The organism is Streptomyces aurantiogriseus (assembly GCF_014649375.1).
GTDB lineage: Bacteria > Actinomycetota > Actinomycetes > Streptomycetales > Streptomycetaceae > Streptomyces > Streptomyces aurantiogriseus.
The window spans coordinates 105,638-122,365 of record NZ_BMSX01000018.1 but is presented as its reverse complement, the minus strand read 5'-3'; the positions used below and the strand labels follow the sequence as shown (position 1 = coordinate 122,365).

General features: G+C 70.5%; 15 protein-coding genes, 2 tRNA genes and 2 pseudogenes. 9 read left to right on the top strand and 10 right to left on the bottom strand.

Annotated elements, in window-relative coordinates:
* Window positions 1-57: 57 nt before the first annotated feature.
* Together IE263_RS32720 and IE263_RS32715 are read left to right on the top strand one after the other, a co-directional pair.
* Entirely contained in the window at window positions 58-2,034 is a 1,977-nt protein-coding gene (locus IE263_RS32720; protein ID WP_229911295.1) for a zinc ribbon domain-containing protein, read from the top strand.
* A gap of 37 nt (window positions 2,035-2,071) precedes the next feature.
* Window positions 2,072-2,364: pseudogene (locus tag IE263_RS32715) on the top strand (HAD family hydrolase); the annotation flags it as partial.
* Between the two features lie 126 nt (window positions 2,365-2,490).
* On the opposite strand, the gene IE263_RS32710 reads toward IE263_RS32715, so the two are convergent.
* Together IE263_RS32710 and IE263_RS32705 are read right to left on the bottom strand one after the other, a co-directional pair.
* On the bottom strand, window positions 2,491-3,270 hold the full coding sequence (locus tag IE263_RS32710) for an HAD-IIA family hydrolase (RefSeq protein WP_189941469.1): 780 nt from the start codon (window positions 3,268-3,270) through the stop codon (window positions 2,491-2,493).
* Between the two features lie 226 nt (window positions 3,271-3,496).
* Complete coding sequence (locus IE263_RS32705; RefSeq protein ID WP_189941468.1) at window positions 3,497-4,102, bottom strand: HAD family hydrolase; 606 nt, start codon at window positions 4,100-4,102, stop codon at window positions 3,497-3,499.
* Window positions 4,103-4,492: 390 nt separating this feature from the next.
* Between IE263_RS32705 and IE263_RS32700 the strand changes: the two genes are divergently transcribed.
* Entirely contained in the window at window positions 4,493-5,047 is a 555-nt protein-coding gene (locus IE263_RS32700; protein ID WP_189941467.1) for a hypothetical protein, read from the top strand.
* Between the two features lie 2 nt (window positions 5,048-5,049).
* Complete coding sequence (locus IE263_RS32695; protein ID WP_189941466.1) at window positions 5,050-5,721, top strand: class F sortase; 672 nt, start codon at window positions 5,050-5,052, stop codon at window positions 5,719-5,721.
* 98 nt (window positions 5,722-5,819) lie between these two features.
* Here IE263_RS32695 and IE263_RS32690 read toward each other — a convergent pair.
* Window positions 5,820-5,893: transfer RNA gene (locus IE263_RS32690), tRNA-Lys, on the bottom strand.
* A 196-nt stretch (window positions 5,894-6,089) separates the two neighbouring features.
* On the opposite strand from IE263_RS32690, the pseudogene IE263_RS32685 reads away from it, so the two are divergent.
* From IE263_RS32685 to IE263_RS32670, 4 genes and pseudogenes are all read left to right on the top strand, one after another.
* Window positions 6,090-6,362: pseudogene (locus IE263_RS32685) on the top strand (peptidoglycan-binding protein); the annotation flags it as partial.
* Between the two features lie 175 nt (window positions 6,363-6,537).
* Window positions 6,538-7,647 (top strand): SPFH domain-containing protein, encoded by a 1,110-nt coding sequence (locus tag IE263_RS32680; protein WP_189941465.1) that lies wholly within the window; start codon window positions 6,538-6,540, stop codon window positions 7,645-7,647.
* Window positions 7,648-7,771: 124 nt separating this feature from the next.
* Window positions 7,772-8,377: a lytic polysaccharide monooxygenase auxiliary activity family 9 protein gene (locus IE263_RS32675; RefSeq protein ID WP_189941464.1), complete on the top strand. Its 606-nt coding sequence runs from the start codon at window positions 7,772-7,774 to the stop codon at window positions 8,375-8,377.
* A 177-nt stretch (window positions 8,378-8,554) separates the two neighbouring features.
* On the top strand, window positions 8,555-10,228 hold the full coding sequence (locus tag IE263_RS32670) for an AMP-binding protein (protein ID WP_189941579.1): 1,674 nt from the start codon (window positions 8,555-8,557) through the stop codon (window positions 10,226-10,228).
* Between the two features lie 106 nt (window positions 10,229-10,334).
* Here IE263_RS32670 and IE263_RS32665 read toward each other — a convergent pair.
* From IE263_RS32665 to ehuB, 6 genes are all read right to left on the bottom strand, one after another.
* A tRNA-Lys gene (locus tag IE263_RS32665) sits at window positions 10,335-10,408 on the bottom strand.
* 112 nt (window positions 10,409-10,520) lie between these two features.
* A complete protein-coding gene (locus IE263_RS32660) occupies window positions 10,521-11,279 on the bottom strand; it encodes an IclR family transcriptional regulator (RefSeq protein WP_189941577.1) in 759 nt (252 codons plus the stop codon).
* A 194-nt stretch (window positions 11,280-11,473) separates the two neighbouring features.
* Window positions 11,474-12,256: an ectoine/hydroxyectoine ABC transporter ATP-binding protein EhuA gene (gene ehuA, locus IE263_RS32655; RefSeq protein WP_229911294.1), complete on the bottom strand. Its 783-nt coding sequence runs from the start codon at window positions 12,254-12,256 to the stop codon at window positions 11,474-11,476.
* Complete coding sequence (ehuD, locus tag IE263_RS32650) at window positions 12,246-12,896, bottom strand: ectoine/hydroxyectoine ABC transporter permease subunit EhuD (RefSeq protein ID WP_189941463.1); 651 nt, start codon at window positions 12,894-12,896, stop codon at window positions 12,246-12,248. The genes ehuA and ehuD overlap by 11 nt, the downstream gene beginning before the upstream one ends.
* Complete coding sequence (ehuC, locus tag IE263_RS32645; protein ID WP_189941462.1) at window positions 12,893-13,537, bottom strand: ectoine/hydroxyectoine ABC transporter permease subunit EhuC; 645 nt, start codon at window positions 13,535-13,537, stop codon at window positions 12,893-12,895. Before ehuC ends, ehuD begins: the two co-directional genes overlap by 4 nt.
* Window positions 13,534-14,448 (bottom strand): ectoine/hydroxyectoine ABC transporter substrate-binding protein EhuB, encoded by a 915-nt coding sequence (gene ehuB, locus IE263_RS32640; protein ID WP_189941461.1) that lies wholly within the window; start codon window positions 14,446-14,448, stop codon window positions 13,534-13,536. The genes ehuC and ehuB overlap by 4 nt, the downstream gene beginning before the upstream one ends.
* Before the next feature lie 424 nt (window positions 14,449-14,872).
* Here ehuB and IE263_RS32630 point away from each other — a divergent pair, with 424 nt between their 5' ends.
* Window positions 14,873-15,373 (top strand): cupin domain-containing protein, encoded by a 501-nt coding sequence (locus tag IE263_RS32630; protein ID WP_189941460.1) that lies wholly within the window; start codon window positions 14,873-14,875, stop codon window positions 15,371-15,373.
* A 253-nt stretch (window positions 15,374-15,626) separates the two neighbouring features.
* On the opposite strand, the gene IE263_RS32625 is transcribed toward IE263_RS32630, so the two are convergent.
* Complete coding sequence (locus IE263_RS32625) at window positions 15,627-16,577, bottom strand: D-2-hydroxyacid dehydrogenase (protein WP_189941459.1); 951 nt, start codon at window positions 16,575-16,577, stop codon at window positions 15,627-15,629.
* Window positions 16,578-16,728 lie beyond the last annotated feature (151 nt).

Here is a 16,728-nt window from a genome sequence, read left to right as displayed (position 1 = left end):
TTCCACGGGCGTGTCGTTGATCGGATGACAGCACCACGGGTGAGAGAAGGGGGGCGGGTGAGCCGGATTCTGTCGTTCGGTGAGGGTGAGACGGCCCGCACGGCCTGTGCCCGGGGTCTGCTACGGACGGGTGTGGTGGAGAAGACAGGTGACGTACTGTCGGCCGCCGTTCTGGCCGAGCGAGTGGGCTGGGCGGCGGATCTGGTCGCCGGCATGGTCACCGGATTGCTGGTCGCGCACTGGAACGCGGCCGACGTGGAGACGCTGGCCGCGGGTGTGGATGCCGGGGGCAGGGCGTTGCCGTCGAAAGCGTGGATGGCGTTGCGGCGTCTGGGCTGGACTGTGGCTCCGGCCGAGGGGATGAGGGTCAATGACCGGATCGTGCGCATGGCGCAGGAGCAGGCGGGGCGTCTGCTGCGGTCGGCGAAGTGGCGGGCCGATCTGACCGCCGGGGTCCTTGCGACGTGGCCCGCCGATCCGGGCAGGCGTACCCCGGGCGAGTGGGATGCCGTCCGTGAGTCGATCCCCGACGGGAAGCACCTGCCGTCCGGTGTGATCAGGTCCCGGACCCGGCAGATCGCCGCCTTCCAGCGTCGGCACAGCCGAATGCCGAGCGACGTGTTCGAGCTGGAGGCCGCACCTGACGCGGCGCGGATGCTGCTCCTGTCGGCCTGTGACAGCCAGCAGGCGACCATCGTCCGCGGTGATGATCCGAGCCGGGCGCTGCTGCGGCTGCAGCTGCCCGCCCGCCCCGACCCGCGCTCCTACTGGGACTGGGCGTGGGTGGCCTGCCCGATCACACTGCCTCCGACCGTCCCGCCCGGCGCGGTGCTGCACCTGCCCACCCTGCGCATCCACCGGGGCCGGGTCCACGCCGACCTCGCCCACACTCATGCCGTGCCTACGGCCCGGCGCACCGGGCACACGATCGCGCTGGGTGTGGACTGGGGGCTGAACACGCTGCTCAGCGCGGGTGCAGTCCGGCTGCGCGACAACGGGACGATGACCGCTCTTGGAGCCGGTGCCCAGTTCCGCGCGGCCGGGGTGCTGGCCAAGCAGCACCGGCTACGCCGCGCAGGCGAGTTTCTGCACGCCAAGACCGCCCACTACCAGCGGCTCATCGGCGACACCGACAGTCACTGCCTGGCCGACAAGCACGCCGTGCTGGCCGAGGAGATCCGGCATGTGTCGGCCCGGCGCTCGAACCTCAACGACGCTCTTGCCTGGGCCGCCGCCCGGTGGACGGTCGACCAGGCGATCACCGCCGGTGCGAGCGTGATCTACGTCGAGGACCTGCGCTCGCTGGAGGCCCGCGGCATGGGCCGCACCCTGAACACCCGACTGTGCCAGCAGGTCCGCGGACAGATCGTGGACCGGGTACGGCACCTGGCCGCAGAGGCGGGCATCGCCGTCGTCACTGTCCCCGCCCGCGGTACCTCCCGGCACTGCCCTCGCTGCCTGGTCCCGCTGCGCCACCGCACAGCCCCAGACCGACCCACCACACGCGGCTGGAAATGGGCCGCATGCCCCAACCCCGACTGCGGCTGGCAGGGCGACCGTGACACCGGAGCATGGCAGCGCATCGCCGCCCGCGGCATCACCCACCAGACCAAAACCGTCACCGACCGCGCCAGCGGGACCATGGTCATCCGCAGCGTGGTCGACACACTCGAAGCCACCGCAGTGGTCGAACCGGCCACCACACAGACTCGCCCGGACCGGTCCAAGACCGGACCCACCCGGCGCAGAGCCACACGCCCCGCGCCCAGGCGACGCGGGGCACCCTCCCCCACCGGCCCCTCGGGTCCGGCGGGCAAGCGTCCGGAGGGGCACGCACCACCGGGCCGGACGAGGCTGCCCCGCGCAGCCCACCGGCACCAGGACGTGACGACGACCAGCAAACCCACCACCCGCCGCCACCGGCCACGAGGGGCAGCACTGGGCGCAGGCTTCCACCTGCACGCCCACGCCACCCCACCACGGTGGGCAGAACCCACACCGAACCCCACGGTTCGCATAGGTTCGCTTAGCTGATCAGAGACGCTGGGGCGGACGCAGCACCGCCTGTCTCATCCACGAGGGCGTGATCCCCGGCGCCGACTCCTTCCTGAAGAAGCTGCGCGAGCAACAACTCGATCTACACCCCGCGTGACCTGCACGCCCGCCTGCGCCGCATGGGCTTGGACGTGCCGATCGAGAACATCTGGACCGCGGCGCTGGCCACCGCCAAGTTCCTGGACGACCAGCGGCCGAATGCGTACGTCATAGGCGAGGCCGACCTGACCACCGCGCTGCACGACATCGACTGCATCCTCACCGACCACGAGCCGGACTACGTCCTTCCGGGGGAGACCCGCACGACCAAAGAATACTTGGCCCGGACCTGCGGTTTGTCAGCCTCTGTGATACGGCGACCACGCGCCGAGCCCAACGAGAAGGCCCTCCCGCGATACCAAAAGGGCCTTCTTCTTTGTCGCGGATTCCCAGCTATCACACGTAGTCGATCAGGTCCGCAATCGAGTCCACGACCTTCGAAGGTCCGTACGGGAAACGGTCCACCTCGTTTGGCTGAGTCACCCCGGTCATGACGAGGAAGGTCCGCATACCGGCCTCAAGACCCGCCAGTACGTCCGTGTCCATCCGGTCGCCGATCATGGCCGAGGTCTCCGAGTGGGCCCCGATTGCATTCAGTCCGGCGCGCATCATCAGCGGGTTCGGCTTGCCGACGAAGTACGGCTTCTTGCCGGTCGCTGCGGTGATCAGTGCCGCGACAGCCCCTGTCGCGGGGAGCGCACCTTCGGTGGAGGGCCCCGTCTCGTCGGGGTTCGTGGCGATGAATCGGGCGCCGTTGTTGATCAGCCGGACCGCCTTCGTCATGGCCTCGAAGGAGTATGTCCGAGTTTCACCCAAAATCACGAAGTCGGGGTCGGTGTCGGTCAGTACGTACCCGATCTCATGCAGGGCAGTCGTCAGGCCCGCCTCGCCGATGACGTACGCAGTGCCGTTTGGCCGCTGGTCGTCGAGGAACTGCGCTGTCGCGAGAGCCGAGGTCCAGATGTTCTCGATCGGCACGTCCAGGCCCATGCGGGTCAGGCGTGCGTGCAGGTCACGCGGGGTGTAGATCGAGTTGTTGGTCAGAACCAGGAAAGGCTTCCCGGACTCCTTCAACCGCTTGAGGAATTCCTCGGCGCCGGGGATCGGGATGCCTTCATGGATCAGCACCCCGTCCATGTCGGTCAGCCATGACTCGATCGGCTTGCGCTCTCCCATGGGGCGTTTCTCCTGCCGGACGCGTGTACGAGGCGGCTTGCGCTCGACGTAGACACTACCGCTGGCGCGTGTTCGATTTCGGTGTGGGTGGAAGTGTCCGATAAGCGGTGATCAGCGTTCGGGGTTACTCGCTGGGGTGCGCGCTCATCTGCTGGCGGCGGCTGGCCTCCCTGGGCCAGTGTCAAAAGTGACGCATTACGTCACGATGTCCCCGATGGAGAGGAGATCAAGTGCCTGCAGAGGACCCCGACAACACGACATCCGCACGTTCCGCCTGGTCGTACAGGTGTCCCCAGGCCGCTGCTGCACCGCGACTTCCAGCGCCGACAGCAGCACGCAGATCGAGTGGAGAGTCGCCGACATAGGCAATGTCGACGGGATCGATACCGAGTTCCTTCGCAGCCAGGAGGACGCCGTCCGGTGCCGGCTTGGGACGCGACACATGGTCGCCACCGATCAACACGTCAACATGCAAGCCTGCAGACCTCAACAGCATCCCGGCCGCCCTGGAACTGGCACCGGTGAACACCGCCAGAGCCCGGCCCTGGGCGCGCAGGGCAGCGAAGACGTCAACCACCCCGGGATACGGCGCCCCTTCGGCACCTTCGAGCTCCCGGTAGTACACCTCGGTCTCCGTCACCATCAGAGGCCGGCCAACCAGGTGCTCCATGATGACTTCCGGCGTGCCTCGCCAGTACTCAGCGACGATGTCGTCGGCGTCGACTCCGGGTCCGCCCAGCGCACGCACCGCACGAGCCAAAGCAGCAGGCACCACGGGAGTGGTGTCCAGCAGGGTGCCATCCATGTCCCAGACCAGCTCTTTGACAGTCATCCCAAGATCCTCGGGCAGCCCAAGCTCCTGATCAATACATCCAGTGCCCGCACGGCACCCAGGACCTGTTCTTTCTGTCAGGGGTTCTAAGCGGCTGTTCGCGACGCAGCTCGGGCTGCCGGGGGAGGATGATGACGGGGAGAGGGCCCGCGGTCTTGTCCCAGCCGCGCCCGGTCTTGACTGCGGCCTTACCGGTGTCGGCGATGCCATCGCGGACCGGGGCGAGGAACGTCTTGCGGCCTGATGGGGCCCTTGGCACGCCGAAACCGCGCCCGAACCGCATCCGAAACCGCGTTCCCGGGGAAAGCGACCCGTTCGGAGTAGCGAGACCCCTGTGGAGATGCGGGCCGTCGTCGCCGGGGGGAGCCTCCAGATAGCTGGAGGTTCACGATGAGTTCACTGAAAGCAACTCTCCGTGCGGGCGCTGCGGTGGTCGTCGCGGCACTCTCCCCGACGGCGTCCGCGGCATACGCGGCGGACGGTGGCAGTGGGGGAGGCGAGGTCTCGGTGACCCCGTCGGCCCCATCGCCGGGCGCCGAGGTTTCGCTGGGGGTGCGCGGCTGTATCGGGAAGACGGGCACGGCTGCGTCGGCGGCGTTCGTCGCGGACGCCCGGCTCACCGGCACCGGCGGCACCCTGGCCGGTGAGACCCGGGTCCGCTCCTCCCTCACTCCCGGTTCCTACCCCGTGACGATCGTCTGCGCCGACTTCCGGGTCAAGGGCACGATCCGGGTCGTCGCGGGCTCGGCGAACCCGTCCGTGTACGCCTCCCCGGTCGCCCCCGTCCGCGCGGGCGGCGGTGGTGCCGCCCCGCTCACCACCGCGGACGAGGCCCGCGTGGACGGCCCGGGCACGGCCCACGCGATCACCGGGCTGGTCCTGGCGGGCGTCGCCGCCGTCGTCGTGGCGCTCCGGACGGTGCGCCGGAGCCGCGGGACGGACTGACCGTGTCCGAGCGGGAACGTTCCTCCGGGCGCCTTCTGACCGGCGTGGCCTGGGCGGTGCTGCTGCTCGGGCTGTGGCTGTGGGGGCGTGAGGTGACCGATGTACGGCCCGGGCTGTCCGCGCCGACCACGGGTGACGTGGCAGCCGTGGGCAGGCCCGGGGGCGTCGAACTGCCGCCCGCCGCCAAGCCGTTGCGGGCCGCGCTGCCGCAGCGCATCGACATCCCCGAGCTGGGTGTGCAGGCGCCGGTCGTGGCCCGCGGCCTGGACGCGCAGGGCGCGATCGACCCGCCGCCCTACGACCAGGCAGGCGTCGTCGGCTGGTACGCGGCCGGCGCGAAACCCGGCGTGGCCGGTACCGCGCTGATGGTCGGGCACGTCGACACCGAGACCCGGCCCGCCGTCTTCTACAAGCTGAGCACGCTCGAGGCGGGCGAGACGATCCGCGTGGTCCGTGACGACGGCAAGGTCGCCGAGTTCACCATCGACGACGTCGAGGTGGTCCAGCGCGACCGCTTCGACGCCCGCCACGCCTACGGCACCCGCGCCTCGGGCCGCGCCGAGCTGCGGCTGATCACCTGCGGCGGCACCTTCGACCGGGCGAGCCGCAGCTACACGGCGAACGTGATCGTGTCGGCGTATCTGACCGGCACGGAATCCGGGACCGGGCGGTGAGCCACGACGGCAGCCGGTGGTGCCGGGTACCGCCCCGCCCGGACATGCAGCCAGACATGCAGAAAGCCCCTCGCTTGTGCGAAGGGCTTTCTCGTCTGTGCGCCGCCAGGGACTCGAACCCCGGACCCGCTGATTAAGAGTCAGCTGCTCTAACCAACTGAGCTAGCGGCGCCTGCTGACATCGTTAACTCTACATGACGTCCGGGGGTGCTCCTGACCACCGTCCGGTCGGGCGACCCCGCCCTCCGGCCCCCTCGGAGGGGGCCGCGTCCATCGTTCGGACCGCCAGCATGGGCGTCCGTCGGACAGTTGAGAAAGACTGCGCATGTGGACGGTCGCGGACATTTCCGTCTGGGATGTGAGGTGAATCGCATGGAGACTCCGGTGTTCGAGGAACTCGATCCCGCGAGCGGCCGCGACTGCCCCGGGTACGTGCACCGGCGGAGAGTGGGTCCGTCACCTGGCTGGGGAGGCAGCTGGTGAGGAGAGGGTTCGGCAAGTACCGAAGGACGGGGACCGGGCCGCGCCGGGGTGAGCCGGACCGGCGGGGCGTCGAGGCCTTCCGGCGCGTGCAGGGCCGGCGCGGCGGCGCGGCCGACGGCTGCCCGGGGCCGGAGACCCGGCGGCGGCTGTTCGTGTAGCCGGCGTCTGTCGGTCCACGAGTGTCGGCCGGCGCCTGTCGGTCCACGGGCGTTGGTCCACGGGTGTGGGCCCACGGGCGTTGGTCCACGGGTGTCGGCCAACCCCCGTCGGCCCACGCCGCCCCCGTTTCACCCCCTGTCATGGCGTATCTGGCGCGGAGGCTGGAGGCACGCAGTGAACACGACCACTTCACAGACGCCCGAGCCCGAGGGGTCCCCGCGGCCCGCCCGGCTGATCCACAACGAGTCGACCACTGAGATCCCGGTCCATCTGCTGTTCCGTGACGAGGCCGGGCCGCGGTCGGTGCCGCTCGAGCCCGCCGTGGTGGGGAGCCGGGCGGGCACCGGCGAGCAGCCGCGCATCCGGCGGCCCGGGCCGGCGAAGCCCCGGCCGGTCGCGGAGGTGGACCCCGAGCTCGTGGAGCGGTCGGCCCGGGTGCTGCCCGGCGTGGTGGGTGTGGTCGCCGGGGTGTGCGGGGCGGCGGGCTGTGTGGCCACCTCGTGGTGGGCCGGGACCCTGCCGCGGCTCGCGGAGGAGGCGCTGCGACTGCCCGAGTACGGCGGTGCCGGCCTCGGTCCGATGCAGTGGGCGGCGTACGCGGGGGCGGGTGCCCTGGGGCTGTTCGGCTTCGCCGGGCTCGCCCGTGGCCGGACCGGTGGGGCCTGGGTGCTCGACCTGTTCGGCCGTTACCGGGGCACGGTCCGGCGCACCGGCCTGCTGTGGGTGAACCCGCTGCTGCTGCGCCGCCGGGTCGACGTACGGCTGCGGCACTGGCGCAGTGAGCCGATGCCCGCCGCCGACGGCAACGGGGTCGCGCTGCGGGTGGTGGTGCTGGTGGTGTGGCGGGTGCGGGACACCGCGCGGGCCACGCTCGGCGTCGAGGACCACGAGACGTATCTGCACGAGTGCGTCGAGGCGGCCCTCGCCCGGATCCCGGTGGAGACGCCGGGCTCGGGCCGGGGGTCGGTCGAGGCGACCGGGGAGGCGCTGACCCGGCGGGTGGCGCAGGACGCGGGCGCGGTCGGCCTGGAGGTGTACTCGGTGCAGCCGGTACGGGGCGAGTACCTCCCCGAGGTCGCCGCCGCGATGAACCGCCGCCGGATCGCCGCGCTCGACGCCCAGCACCGGGCGTCCGTGCTCACCTCGGTCGTCGACTCGGTGGAGGACACGGTGACGCGGCTGACGATGCGCGGTCTTGTGGAGCTGGACGACTGCGAGCGCAAGGCGCTGGTGAAGGACCTGACGGTGGCGTTCTGCGCGGGGCGCGGCGAACAGACGCAGTGAAGCCGGCCCCCGATTGGTATGGACATGTTCAACGGGCGGCAATAATCTCAGACTTGGTCTAGACCTGCACGCACAGCTCCCTGCACGGCTCACTGAACTCCCCACGTTCTCCAGGAGCGGCAGCATGCGCAAAAAGACCAAGTGGTACGCCGCCGCGCTCGGGCTCACCACGGCAGGAGCCTTCGTGCTCACCGCCGGAGGCGCGAGCGGCCACGGCTACACCGACCTCCCCGTCAGCCGGCAGAAGCTCTGCCAGAACGGCACCGTCACGGGCTGCGGCGACATCCAGTGGGAGCCGCAGAGCGTCGAGGGCCCGAAGGGCTTCCCGGCGGCCGGACCCGCCGACGGGCAGCTCTGTTCCGCCGGTCACAGCCGGTTCAACCAGCTCGACTCGCCCACGAAACCGGGCGGCGGCGCCTGGCCGACGACCAGGGTGACGGGCGGCCAGAACTACACGTTCCGCTGGCAGTTCACCGCCATGCACGCCACCACCGACTTCCGGTACTACGTCACCAAGCAGGGCTGGAACCAGAACCACGCCCTGGCCCGCTCGGACCTCAACCTCACCCCGTTCTTCACGGTCCCGTACAACGGCCAGCGTCCGCCGTCCACGCTCTCCCACACCGGACGGCTGCCGTCCGGCCTGAGCGGTCACCACGTCATCCTCGCGGTGTGGACGATCGCCGACACCGGCAACGCGTTCTACGCCTGCTCGGACGTCACGTTCTGAGCATCGCTCGAGACAGTGCGGCTTCCCCCGCGGGCGGGTTCCCCCTGCGCCACCGATGACCACGGCGGCGCAGGGGAGCGCCACCGGCCTCGGGGGAGGCCGATGGACGCGATCTCGCGTTCCGGGGCTCCACATCTGACGGGCCGTCAATTACCGTGCTGCCTCATGGAGCCCCTCATGGAGCCGGACGGGCGCACGGTCGCGGAGCTGGTGGCGGCCCGCTGGGGCGATCACCGGCCCGGGCTGTGGTGCGAGGACGACGTCCTCACCCACCACCAGTTCGCGGTCGGCGCCGCCGCCCGGGCGGCGCTGCTCGCCGACCTCCTGCCGCCGGGCGTGCCCCCGCACATCGGCGTCCTGCTGGACAACACCCCGGAGTTCCCGCTGTGGCTGGCCGGCGCCGCGCTCGCGGGAGCGGCGGCCGCCGGGATCAACCCCACCCGCCGCGGCCCCGAGCTGGCCCGCGACATCCTGCACACCGAGTGCCGGATCCTCGTCACCGAACCCGCTCAGCTGCCCCTCCTCCGGGGCCTCGACCTGCCCGGCGTACGTCTGCTGACCACCGGCACTCAGGAGTACGACGACCTCCTCGCCCCCTACGCGCACGCCCGCCCCGACCCCTCCCGCGCAACCCCCTCCGACCGTCTCCTCCTCTACTTCACCTCCGGCTCGACCGGCACCCCCAAGGCCGCGATCTGCACCCAGGGCCGCCTGACCGCCGCCGGCCGCTCCCTGGCCGGGCAGTTCGGTGTCACCCCGGACGACGTGCACTACGTCTGCATGCCGATGTTCCACGGCAACGCGGTGATCGCCGACTGGGCCCCCGCCCTGGCCGCCGGCGCGGGCGTGGCCCTGCGGCGCCGTTTCTCGGCGTCCGGCTTCCTGGCGGACGTACGGCGCTACCGGGCGACGTACTTCACCTACGTGGGCCGGGCGATCCAGTACGTCCTGGCCACCGAGCCGGGCCCGCACGACCGGGACCACCGGCTGCGGCTCGGCTTCGGCACCGAGGCGGGGGTGGTGGACGCGGCGGCGTTCGAGCGGCGGTTCGGGGTGCGGCTGGTGGAGGGATACGGGTCCTCGGAGGGCGGAGCGGCCGTGCAGTGGTCGCCGGGGACTCCGGCGGGCGCGGTCGGCCGTGCGGGACCCGGTCTCGTCGTCCTGGATCAGCGGACGCGCGCCGAGTGCCCACCCGCCCACTTCGACGCGGCCGGCCGGCTGCTCAACGGGGACGAGGCGATCGGGGAGCTGGTCAATCGCGCGCCGAACCCCTTCGAGGGCTACTGGCGCAACCCGGAGGCGGAGGCCGAGCGGCGGAGACGGGGGTCCCCCGCCCATGGGGGTCCGTCCCGCTCGAGCGAGGCCGAGAGCGGGGGAGGCTGGTACTGGACCGGTGACCTCTTCTGCCGGGACGCCGAGGGCTACCTCTACTTCGCGGGCCGCACCGACGACCGCCTCCGTGTCGACGGCGAGAATCTGGCCGCCGCGATGATCGAGAACATCCTCGCCCGGTACGAGGGAGCCGACGCCGTCGCCGTGTACGCGGTGCCGGACCCGGTGACCGGGGACCAGGTGATGGCGGCGATCGCCGGGGACTTCGAGCCGGGATCCTTCGCCGAGTTCCTGCTGGCCCAGCCGGACCTGGGGACCAAGATGGCGCCCCGGTTCGTGCGGGTGGTGGAGCGGATGCCGGTCACGGCCACGAACAAGATCCACCGGGCGCGGCTCAGGAGTGAGGGCCTGCGGTGCGCCGATCCGGTGTGGTGTCGGCCCACGGCCGAGCTCGCCTACCGGCGGCTGGCGCCGGGGGACGCCGAAGGGCCCCTCGCTCCCACGAGAGGCCCCGTCTGAGGGTGTGGGTGGCGGAGCCCCCACCCATGCGCGGCGAAGCCGCGCAGACACGACGATGGCGGCTTGTGTTCGCGCTTTCTGCGAACACAAGCCGCCATCGACATCGTGCGCCGCCAGGGACTCGAACCCCGGACCCGCTGATTAAGAGTCAGCTGCTCTAACCAACTGAGCTAGCGGCGCATGACTCTCGCCTTCCGCCTTCGGCGGCCGACGACGAAGAAAATACTACCCGGTCCGAAAGAGTGCTCCTGACCACCGGCCGGGGCCCGGCCGGTGTGATCGTCGGCGGGTCCTAGATGGCCAGGGACAGCAGTACCGGCGCCGCGTTCCTGTTCAGGGTGTCGGCGGCCTGGCGCAGTCGGTGGGCGTGCTGGACGGGCAGGGAGAGCGCCAGGCAGCCCGCCGTGGCACCGGCGGTGATCGGGACGGCCGCGCAGACCGTGCCGACGGCGTACTCCTGGAGGTCGAGGTGGGGCATCGTGGGTGGCTGGGACTCCAGGCGGGAGAGCAGCAGCTTGTCGCTGGTGATGGTGCGCGAGGTGAGGCGGGCCATCTTGTGCCGGGAGAGGTGGTCGCGCCGGCCGTTGTGGTCGAGCTGGCCCAGCAGGCTCTTGCCGAGCGCGGTGGCGTGGGCGGAGTAACGGAAGTCGACCCACTCGTGGACCGCGGGGGTGGCCGGACTGTCGGCGTACTGGGTGATGGTGACCTCGCCGTCGACGTACCGGCTGATGTAGACGGCGGCGCCGACGGAGTCGCGCAGCCGGTCCAGGGTGTGCTGGATCTTGTCGCGCAGGGCCTGCTCGCGGTGGTGCGCGGAGCCCAGGCGGGTCAGGGCGTCCCCCGTGACGTACGCCCCGTCGGCGATCTGCTCGACGTATCCCTCGCGGCGCAGCATCCGCAGGAGCGGGGTCAGTCGCTCCGTGCCGAAGCCGGTCTGGCGGGCGAGTTCGGCGTCGGTGACGCCGGTGGTGTGCCGGGCCACCGTCTCCAGGACGCGCAGGGCGTCCTGGGCCGAGTGGTGCGGAGTGGTCGGCTCGTGCTTCAGCGCCACGGTCTTCCCCCTGCGCTCGCTCATTGGGCCGTAATCCGGGCAGCGAATCTCCTCCACGATACGGGCAAGCGGCTTGTAGTGAGCGGTTGTTGACGAGATTACGTACCTCTCAACTGGACATTGACCCGCTGGCATATGCCAAGGGCATTCCCCGTCACTCGGACCTGCTGTGATCGCACGATCACGTCAGGTAGTCACAGCACAGCGCTGAGAAATTCCCGCGTCCGCTCCTGTTCGGGGGAGCTGAAGATCTTCTCCGGCGGGCCGGACTCGATCACCCGGCCGGAGTCGAACATCAGGACCTGGTCCGAGATGTCGCGGGCGAAGTTCATCTCGTGGGTCACGCAGAGCATCGTGATGTCGGTGGTGCGGGCGATGTCCCTCAGGACGTCGAGGACGCCCGCGACCAGCTCGGGGTCGAGCGCCGAGGTCACCTCGTCGAGGAGGAGCACCTGCGGCCGCATCGCCAGGGCCCGGGCGATCGCGACGCGCTGCTGCTGGCCGCCGGAGAGCCGGGAGGGCTTGGCGTCGCACTTGTCGGCCAGGCCGACCAGGTCCAGCAGCTCGCGCGCCCGCTCCTCCGCCTCGTCCTTGGACAGGCCGAGCACGGACACCGGCGCCTCGGTGATGTTCCTGAGGACGCTCATGTTCGGGAACAGGTTGAACTGCTGGAACACCATCCCGATCTTCTTGCGGACCTCGCGGACCTGCTTCTCGGTCGCCGGGAAGAGCCGCTGCCCGTCGACGGTGATCGTGCCCTCGTCGGGCTTGGTCAGGGTCATCAGCAGCCGCAGGATCGTGGTCTTGCCGGAGCCGGAGGGGCCGATGAGGGTGACGTGCCGGCCCGGTTTCACGCAGAAGTCCAGGTGGTCGAGGACCGTGTTGTCCCCGAACCGCTTGGTGACCTGGTCCAGACGGATCAGCTCGGTGTTCTCCGGGGCGCTGTCGACAGGGGTCTTGGTGGTCTCAACGGACAAGGCGTCGCTCCAGGGTGCGCAGGAGGAGGGAGGCGAGGTAGGAGATGACGATGAAGGCGACGCCGATCACCGTGACGGGCTCGGTGAACTGGAAGTGCTCCTGGGAGAAGAGCCGTGCCCGGCCCAGCAGCTCCAGGACGGTGATCGTCATCAGCATCGGCGTGTCCTTGAGCATGGAGATGACGTAGTTGCCGAGCGCGGGCACGACCCGGCGGATCGCCTGCGGCAGGATCACCGCACGCCAGGTCCGGGTCCTCGACAGGTTCAGCGCGGTCGCCGCCTCCCACTGACCGGGGGGCACCGCGTCGATGCCGGCCCGGTAGACCTGCATCGTGTACGTCGAGTAGTGCAGGCCGATCGCGAGGACGCCGGTGGCCATCGCGGAGAGGGTCAGGCCCCACTCGGGCAGCACGTAGAAGAGGAAGAACAGCTGCACCAGCAGCGGGGTGTCGCGGACGAACTCCGTGACGATCCCGACCGGCCACTGCACCCACCGGGTCGGCGTCCGCATCAGCAGCGCCCACACCAGACCCAGGCTGAACGAGATCAGCGAGCCGAGGGCCAGCGCCTGCAGGGTGACGATCAGCCCGTCCCAGAAGAGCGGCATGAACTCGCCGACGGCACTCCAGTCCCAGGTCATCGGACACCTGCCTTCAGGTGGCGCTCGAGTCCTCGCATCACGCGCGTGAGCAGGAACGCGATCACGAAGTAGATGAGGAGGATGTACGTGTAGATCCCCGCGCTCTCCTGGAGCGCCAGGCGCACCAGGTTGCCGCTGAAGGCGAGGTCGCCCATGCCCATGACCGACACCAGCGCGGTGCCCTTCAGCAGTTCGATCAGCAGGTTGGAGAACGGCGGGATCATCTCCGGCACCGCCTGCGGCAGCAGGATCTTGCGCATCCGCTGGGCGGGCGTGAAGCCGAGCGCCACCCCGCCCTCCTTCTGCGCGGGGTCGACGGCGTTCAGCGCGCCGCGCACGATCTCCGAGCCGTACGCGCCGTAGGTCAGGCCGAGGGCGAGCGTGCCCGCCCACATCGGCACCAGCTGCCAGCCGAAGGCGAGCGGCAGCACGAAGAACACCCAGAAGATCATGACGAGGGCCGAGGTCCCGCGGAACACCTCGGTGTAGAAGCCCGCGAGGAAGCGGACGATCCACAGCCGGTGGGTGCGCGCGATGCCCACGGCGAAGGAGACGAACGCTGCCAGCAGGGCGCTGAGCACGAGGAGTTGGACGGTGGTCCAGATCCCTTTGAGGACGAGTTCCCAGAGTCCCGAGGTCATCCGCCGCAGAGCTCCTTCGCCGTGAGGTCGGTCATCTCGGCCTTGGTGAACCCGAAGGGCTGAAGGATCCGGAACAGCTCGCCGCTCTTCTTCAGCTTGCGCAGCTCGACGTTGAAGGCGTCCCGCAGCTTCGTCTCGGTCGGCCGGAACGCGAACGCGCCCCCGTCGACCTGCGGTTTGCCGTCGACGAGCGGGGCGAACGGCTTGGTTGACTCGGCCTTGGCGGACTTCTTCACCACTTCCCGGGTGGTGAGCGCGGTGCCGGCGAACACGTCGACCCGACCGGCCTCGACGGCGTTCAGCCCGGCGACCTGGTCCGGGACGATGAGGATGTCGCCCTCCTTGTACCCCGCCTCGACGGCGTGCTGGATCTGGGCGTATCCGGTGCCGGTCGCGAACCGCGCCTTTTTCTTCACGGCGTCCTGGTAATTGTGAAGATCCTTGGGATTTCCCTTGCGGACGATGAAGGCGTCCATCATCTGGTAGTCGGGGTCGGCGAATATCACCTGCTCGCAGCGCTCGGGAGTGACGTACATCCCGGCGGCCACGACATCGAACTGCTGGGAATTCAGCCCGGGAATGAGCGACCCGAACTCGGTGGGCACGGGCTGCACCTTGTCGACCCCGAGCCGCTTGAATATCACTCTCGCCAACTCGGGTGCTTCACCCGTGAGTTGGCCGTCCTTGTCGATGTATCCGAAGGGAATCTCACCGGCGATCCCGAGCCGTACGACACCCTGCGCGCGCAGCCGTTCGAGCAGGTCACCGCCGGGTGCGGTGGAGGCCGTGGCCACGCGGCTGCAACCCGCCGCGCCCAGCGCGCCGAGCGCCGCCACCCCCGCGAGCAGCGACCGGCGTGCGGGCCTCGCTATTCGTTCGTCATGTCTGACATGCCTGTTCGGTGGAGCCATGGCGGCGCGGCTACCCGGGACCACGCGAGTTATGCACCACGGAACACATGGCTGGCCGCTACATCGAAAGGTCGCCGGCATGCGGGGAATCCACTGCCCGGCAAAACCGTCCGACCGTCACGCCGATTCCAGGAGACCTTTGCTGTTTCTCCTTCGCCGGAACGGAGTTGGACACGCGGGCCTACGGCCGCGAGGGTCGTCGAGGGCCTGGGGCCGAGGGCGCAGGCGGGCAACGACCTGCGGCGGACGGGCGCGGCGGACGAGACGCTGCGGCTCCGGCGAGGGGCGGCACCGGCCAGAATTGACCCATGGAAACGACCCTGAAGTGAACCCGTTGCCGGGTCTTTCGAGTTCCTAGATTGGTTGGTGTCGGCGGGTGAACCGGACCGCCGACGCTGACGCCACGACCACTCAGGAGCCCGTCATGAGCAGCACCCTGCGCCCCGCCGCCCCCGTCCTCGTCCGCGCCGACGAGGCCGAGACCCTCCAGGACGGCGCCCTCAGCCTGATCACGCTGCTCGCCGACGCGGGCGCCACCGGCGAGGCCCTCACCGCCAACAGGGCGACCCTCTCCAAGGGTTCGCCCGGCGCCCCCGCCCACTTCCACACCAAGGCCACCGAGCTGTTCTACGTCCTCGACGGCCGCCTGCGCGTCCTGGTCGGTGACGAGGTCCACCACCTGAACCAGGGCGACTTCCTCACCGTGCCGCCAACCGTCCCCCACGCCTTCGCACCGGCCCCCGACAGCACCGCCGAACTGCTCGTGCTCTTCACCCCCGGCCTGCACCGCTTCGACTACTACCGCCTGCTGGAGCGCGTCCACCGCGGCGAGGCGAGCGTGCAGGAGATCCGCGACAGCTCCGAGCTGTACGACAACCACTACGTCGAGAGCCCGGTGTGGCAGGCCGAGTTGGCCGAACGCTAGGCAGCCCCGTACAGGGGGTCGTCGTCCTGCCCGGGAAGACCGTGCCCGCCTCCCGCAGCCGGGCCACGGAGGGGCGTCCTCGTCCCGACGGCCGCCCGGGTCGACGGTCCCGGAGCCGCGCAGGGTCTGGTCTGGCCGCACGGGGTCTGGCCGCACGGGTCCGCCTCCACCGGGCCGAACTCGCCCTTGCGGCAGCCGTCGAGGAGCCCCCCGCGGTCATGGTGGTGAGGTCCGTCCTGCGCCCTCCAGGACGTCAGTGTCCGGGCACGTACCCGCGCTGCTTGTCGACCACATTCCTCAGCGGTCGGCCCGCCGCCCAGCGCTCGAACAACTCCACGAACTGCACGCCGAGTTCGTCCCGCCAGCCGACCGTGTCCCCGCTCATGTGCGGCGACACCAGCAGCCCCGGGACCTGCCACAACGGGCTGTCCGGGGCGAGGGGTTCGGTCGCGAAGACGTCCAGTGCGGCGCCCGTGATCCACCGCTTCTGCAGTGCCTGGACGAGCGCGTCCTCGACCACGAGCTGCCCCCGGCCGACGTTGACGAAGCAGGCGGAGGGCTGCATCACGCCGAAGCGGCGGGTGTCGAACATGCCGCGGGTCTGCTCGGTGAGCGGAGCGGCCGCGATCACCCAGTCGGCGCGGGCGAGGAGCCGGTCCAGGTCCTGGGGGCCGTGGATGCCGGTGCGCGGGACGCGGCCGACGACCGCCGTGGTCACGCCGAGCGCCTTCAGCGTGCGGGCGACGGCCCGGCCGATCGGACCTGAGCCGACGACCACGGCGTGCGTCCCGGCAACCCGCCGGCTCTCCCGGTGCCGCCACTCGTGCCGCCGCTGGAGCTCCCAGGTGCGCGGCAGGTCCTTCGCCATCGCCAGGACCAGCGCGGCGACGTACTCGGCGATCGGCTCGTCGAAGATCCCGCGCGCGTTCGTCACCACCGTCTCCGACGCGACCAGCTCCGGGCACATCAGATGGTCGACGCCCGCGCTCGCCGTGTGCACCCAGCCCGGTCGCGGCCCCTCGCCGGGCCAGGCGTCCCGCACCGCGTGCGAGGTGAAGTCCCACACCAGCAGCACGTCCGCCTCCGGCAGTCGCGCGGCGAGAGAGGCCTCGTCGGTGTGCACCACCCGGGCCCGCCCGGTGAGCCGGCCGAGCCGGGGGAGGGGATCGGCGTCGAGGACGAGGAGCGTGGGGACGTCGGTCATCCGGTGCTCCCTCCTCGGGCGTGACGTGCGGGACCAAGGGCCGGTGCAGGGCCCGGCGTGCGTGACCAAGGGCCTGACGTGCGCGGATTGACCACATTCGCACCCGAACCTACCGCCGTCAACACGGCCGTCCGTGCGGTTCGTTGCCGCA

Bases quoted from the DNA above. Each gene is read 5' to 3' on its own strand.
- IE263_RS32710 (WP_189941469.1), bottom strand. From the start codon at position 3,270: ATGGGAGAGCGCAAGCCGATCGAGTCATGGCTGACCGACATGGACGGG.
- IE263_RS32705 (WP_189941468.1), bottom strand. From the start codon at position 4,102: ATGACTGTCAAAGAGCTGGTCTGGGACATGGATGGCACCCTGCTGGAC.
- IE263_RS32700 (WP_189941467.1), top strand. From the start codon at position 4,493: ATGAGTTCACTGAAAGCAACTCTCCGTGCGGGCGCTGCGGTGGTCGTC.
- IE263_RS32675 (WP_189941464.1), top strand. From the start codon at position 7,772: ATGCGCAAAAAGACCAAGTGGTACGCCGCCGCGCTCGGGCTCACCACG.
- IE263_RS32670 (WP_189941579.1), top strand. From the start codon at position 8,555: ATGGAGCCGGACGGGCGCACGGTCGCGGAGCTGGTGGCGGCCCGCTGG.
- ehuD (WP_189941463.1), bottom strand. From the start codon at position 12,896: ATGACCTGGGACTGGAGTGCCGTCGGCGAGTTCATGCCGCTCTTCTGG.
- ehuC (WP_189941462.1), bottom strand. From the start codon at position 13,537: ATGACCTCGGGACTCTGGGAACTCGTCCTCAAAGGGATCTGGACCACC.
- ehuB (WP_189941461.1), bottom strand. From the start codon at position 14,448: ATGGCTCCACCGAACAGGCATGTCAGACATGACGAACGAATAGCGAGG.
- IE263_RS32630 (WP_189941460.1), top strand. From the start codon at position 14,873: ATGAGCAGCACCCTGCGCCCCGCCGCCCCCGTCCTCGTCCGCGCCGAC.
- IE263_RS32625 (WP_189941459.1), bottom strand. From the start codon at position 16,577: ATGACCGACGTCCCCACGCTCCTCGTCCTCGACGCCGATCCCCTCCCC.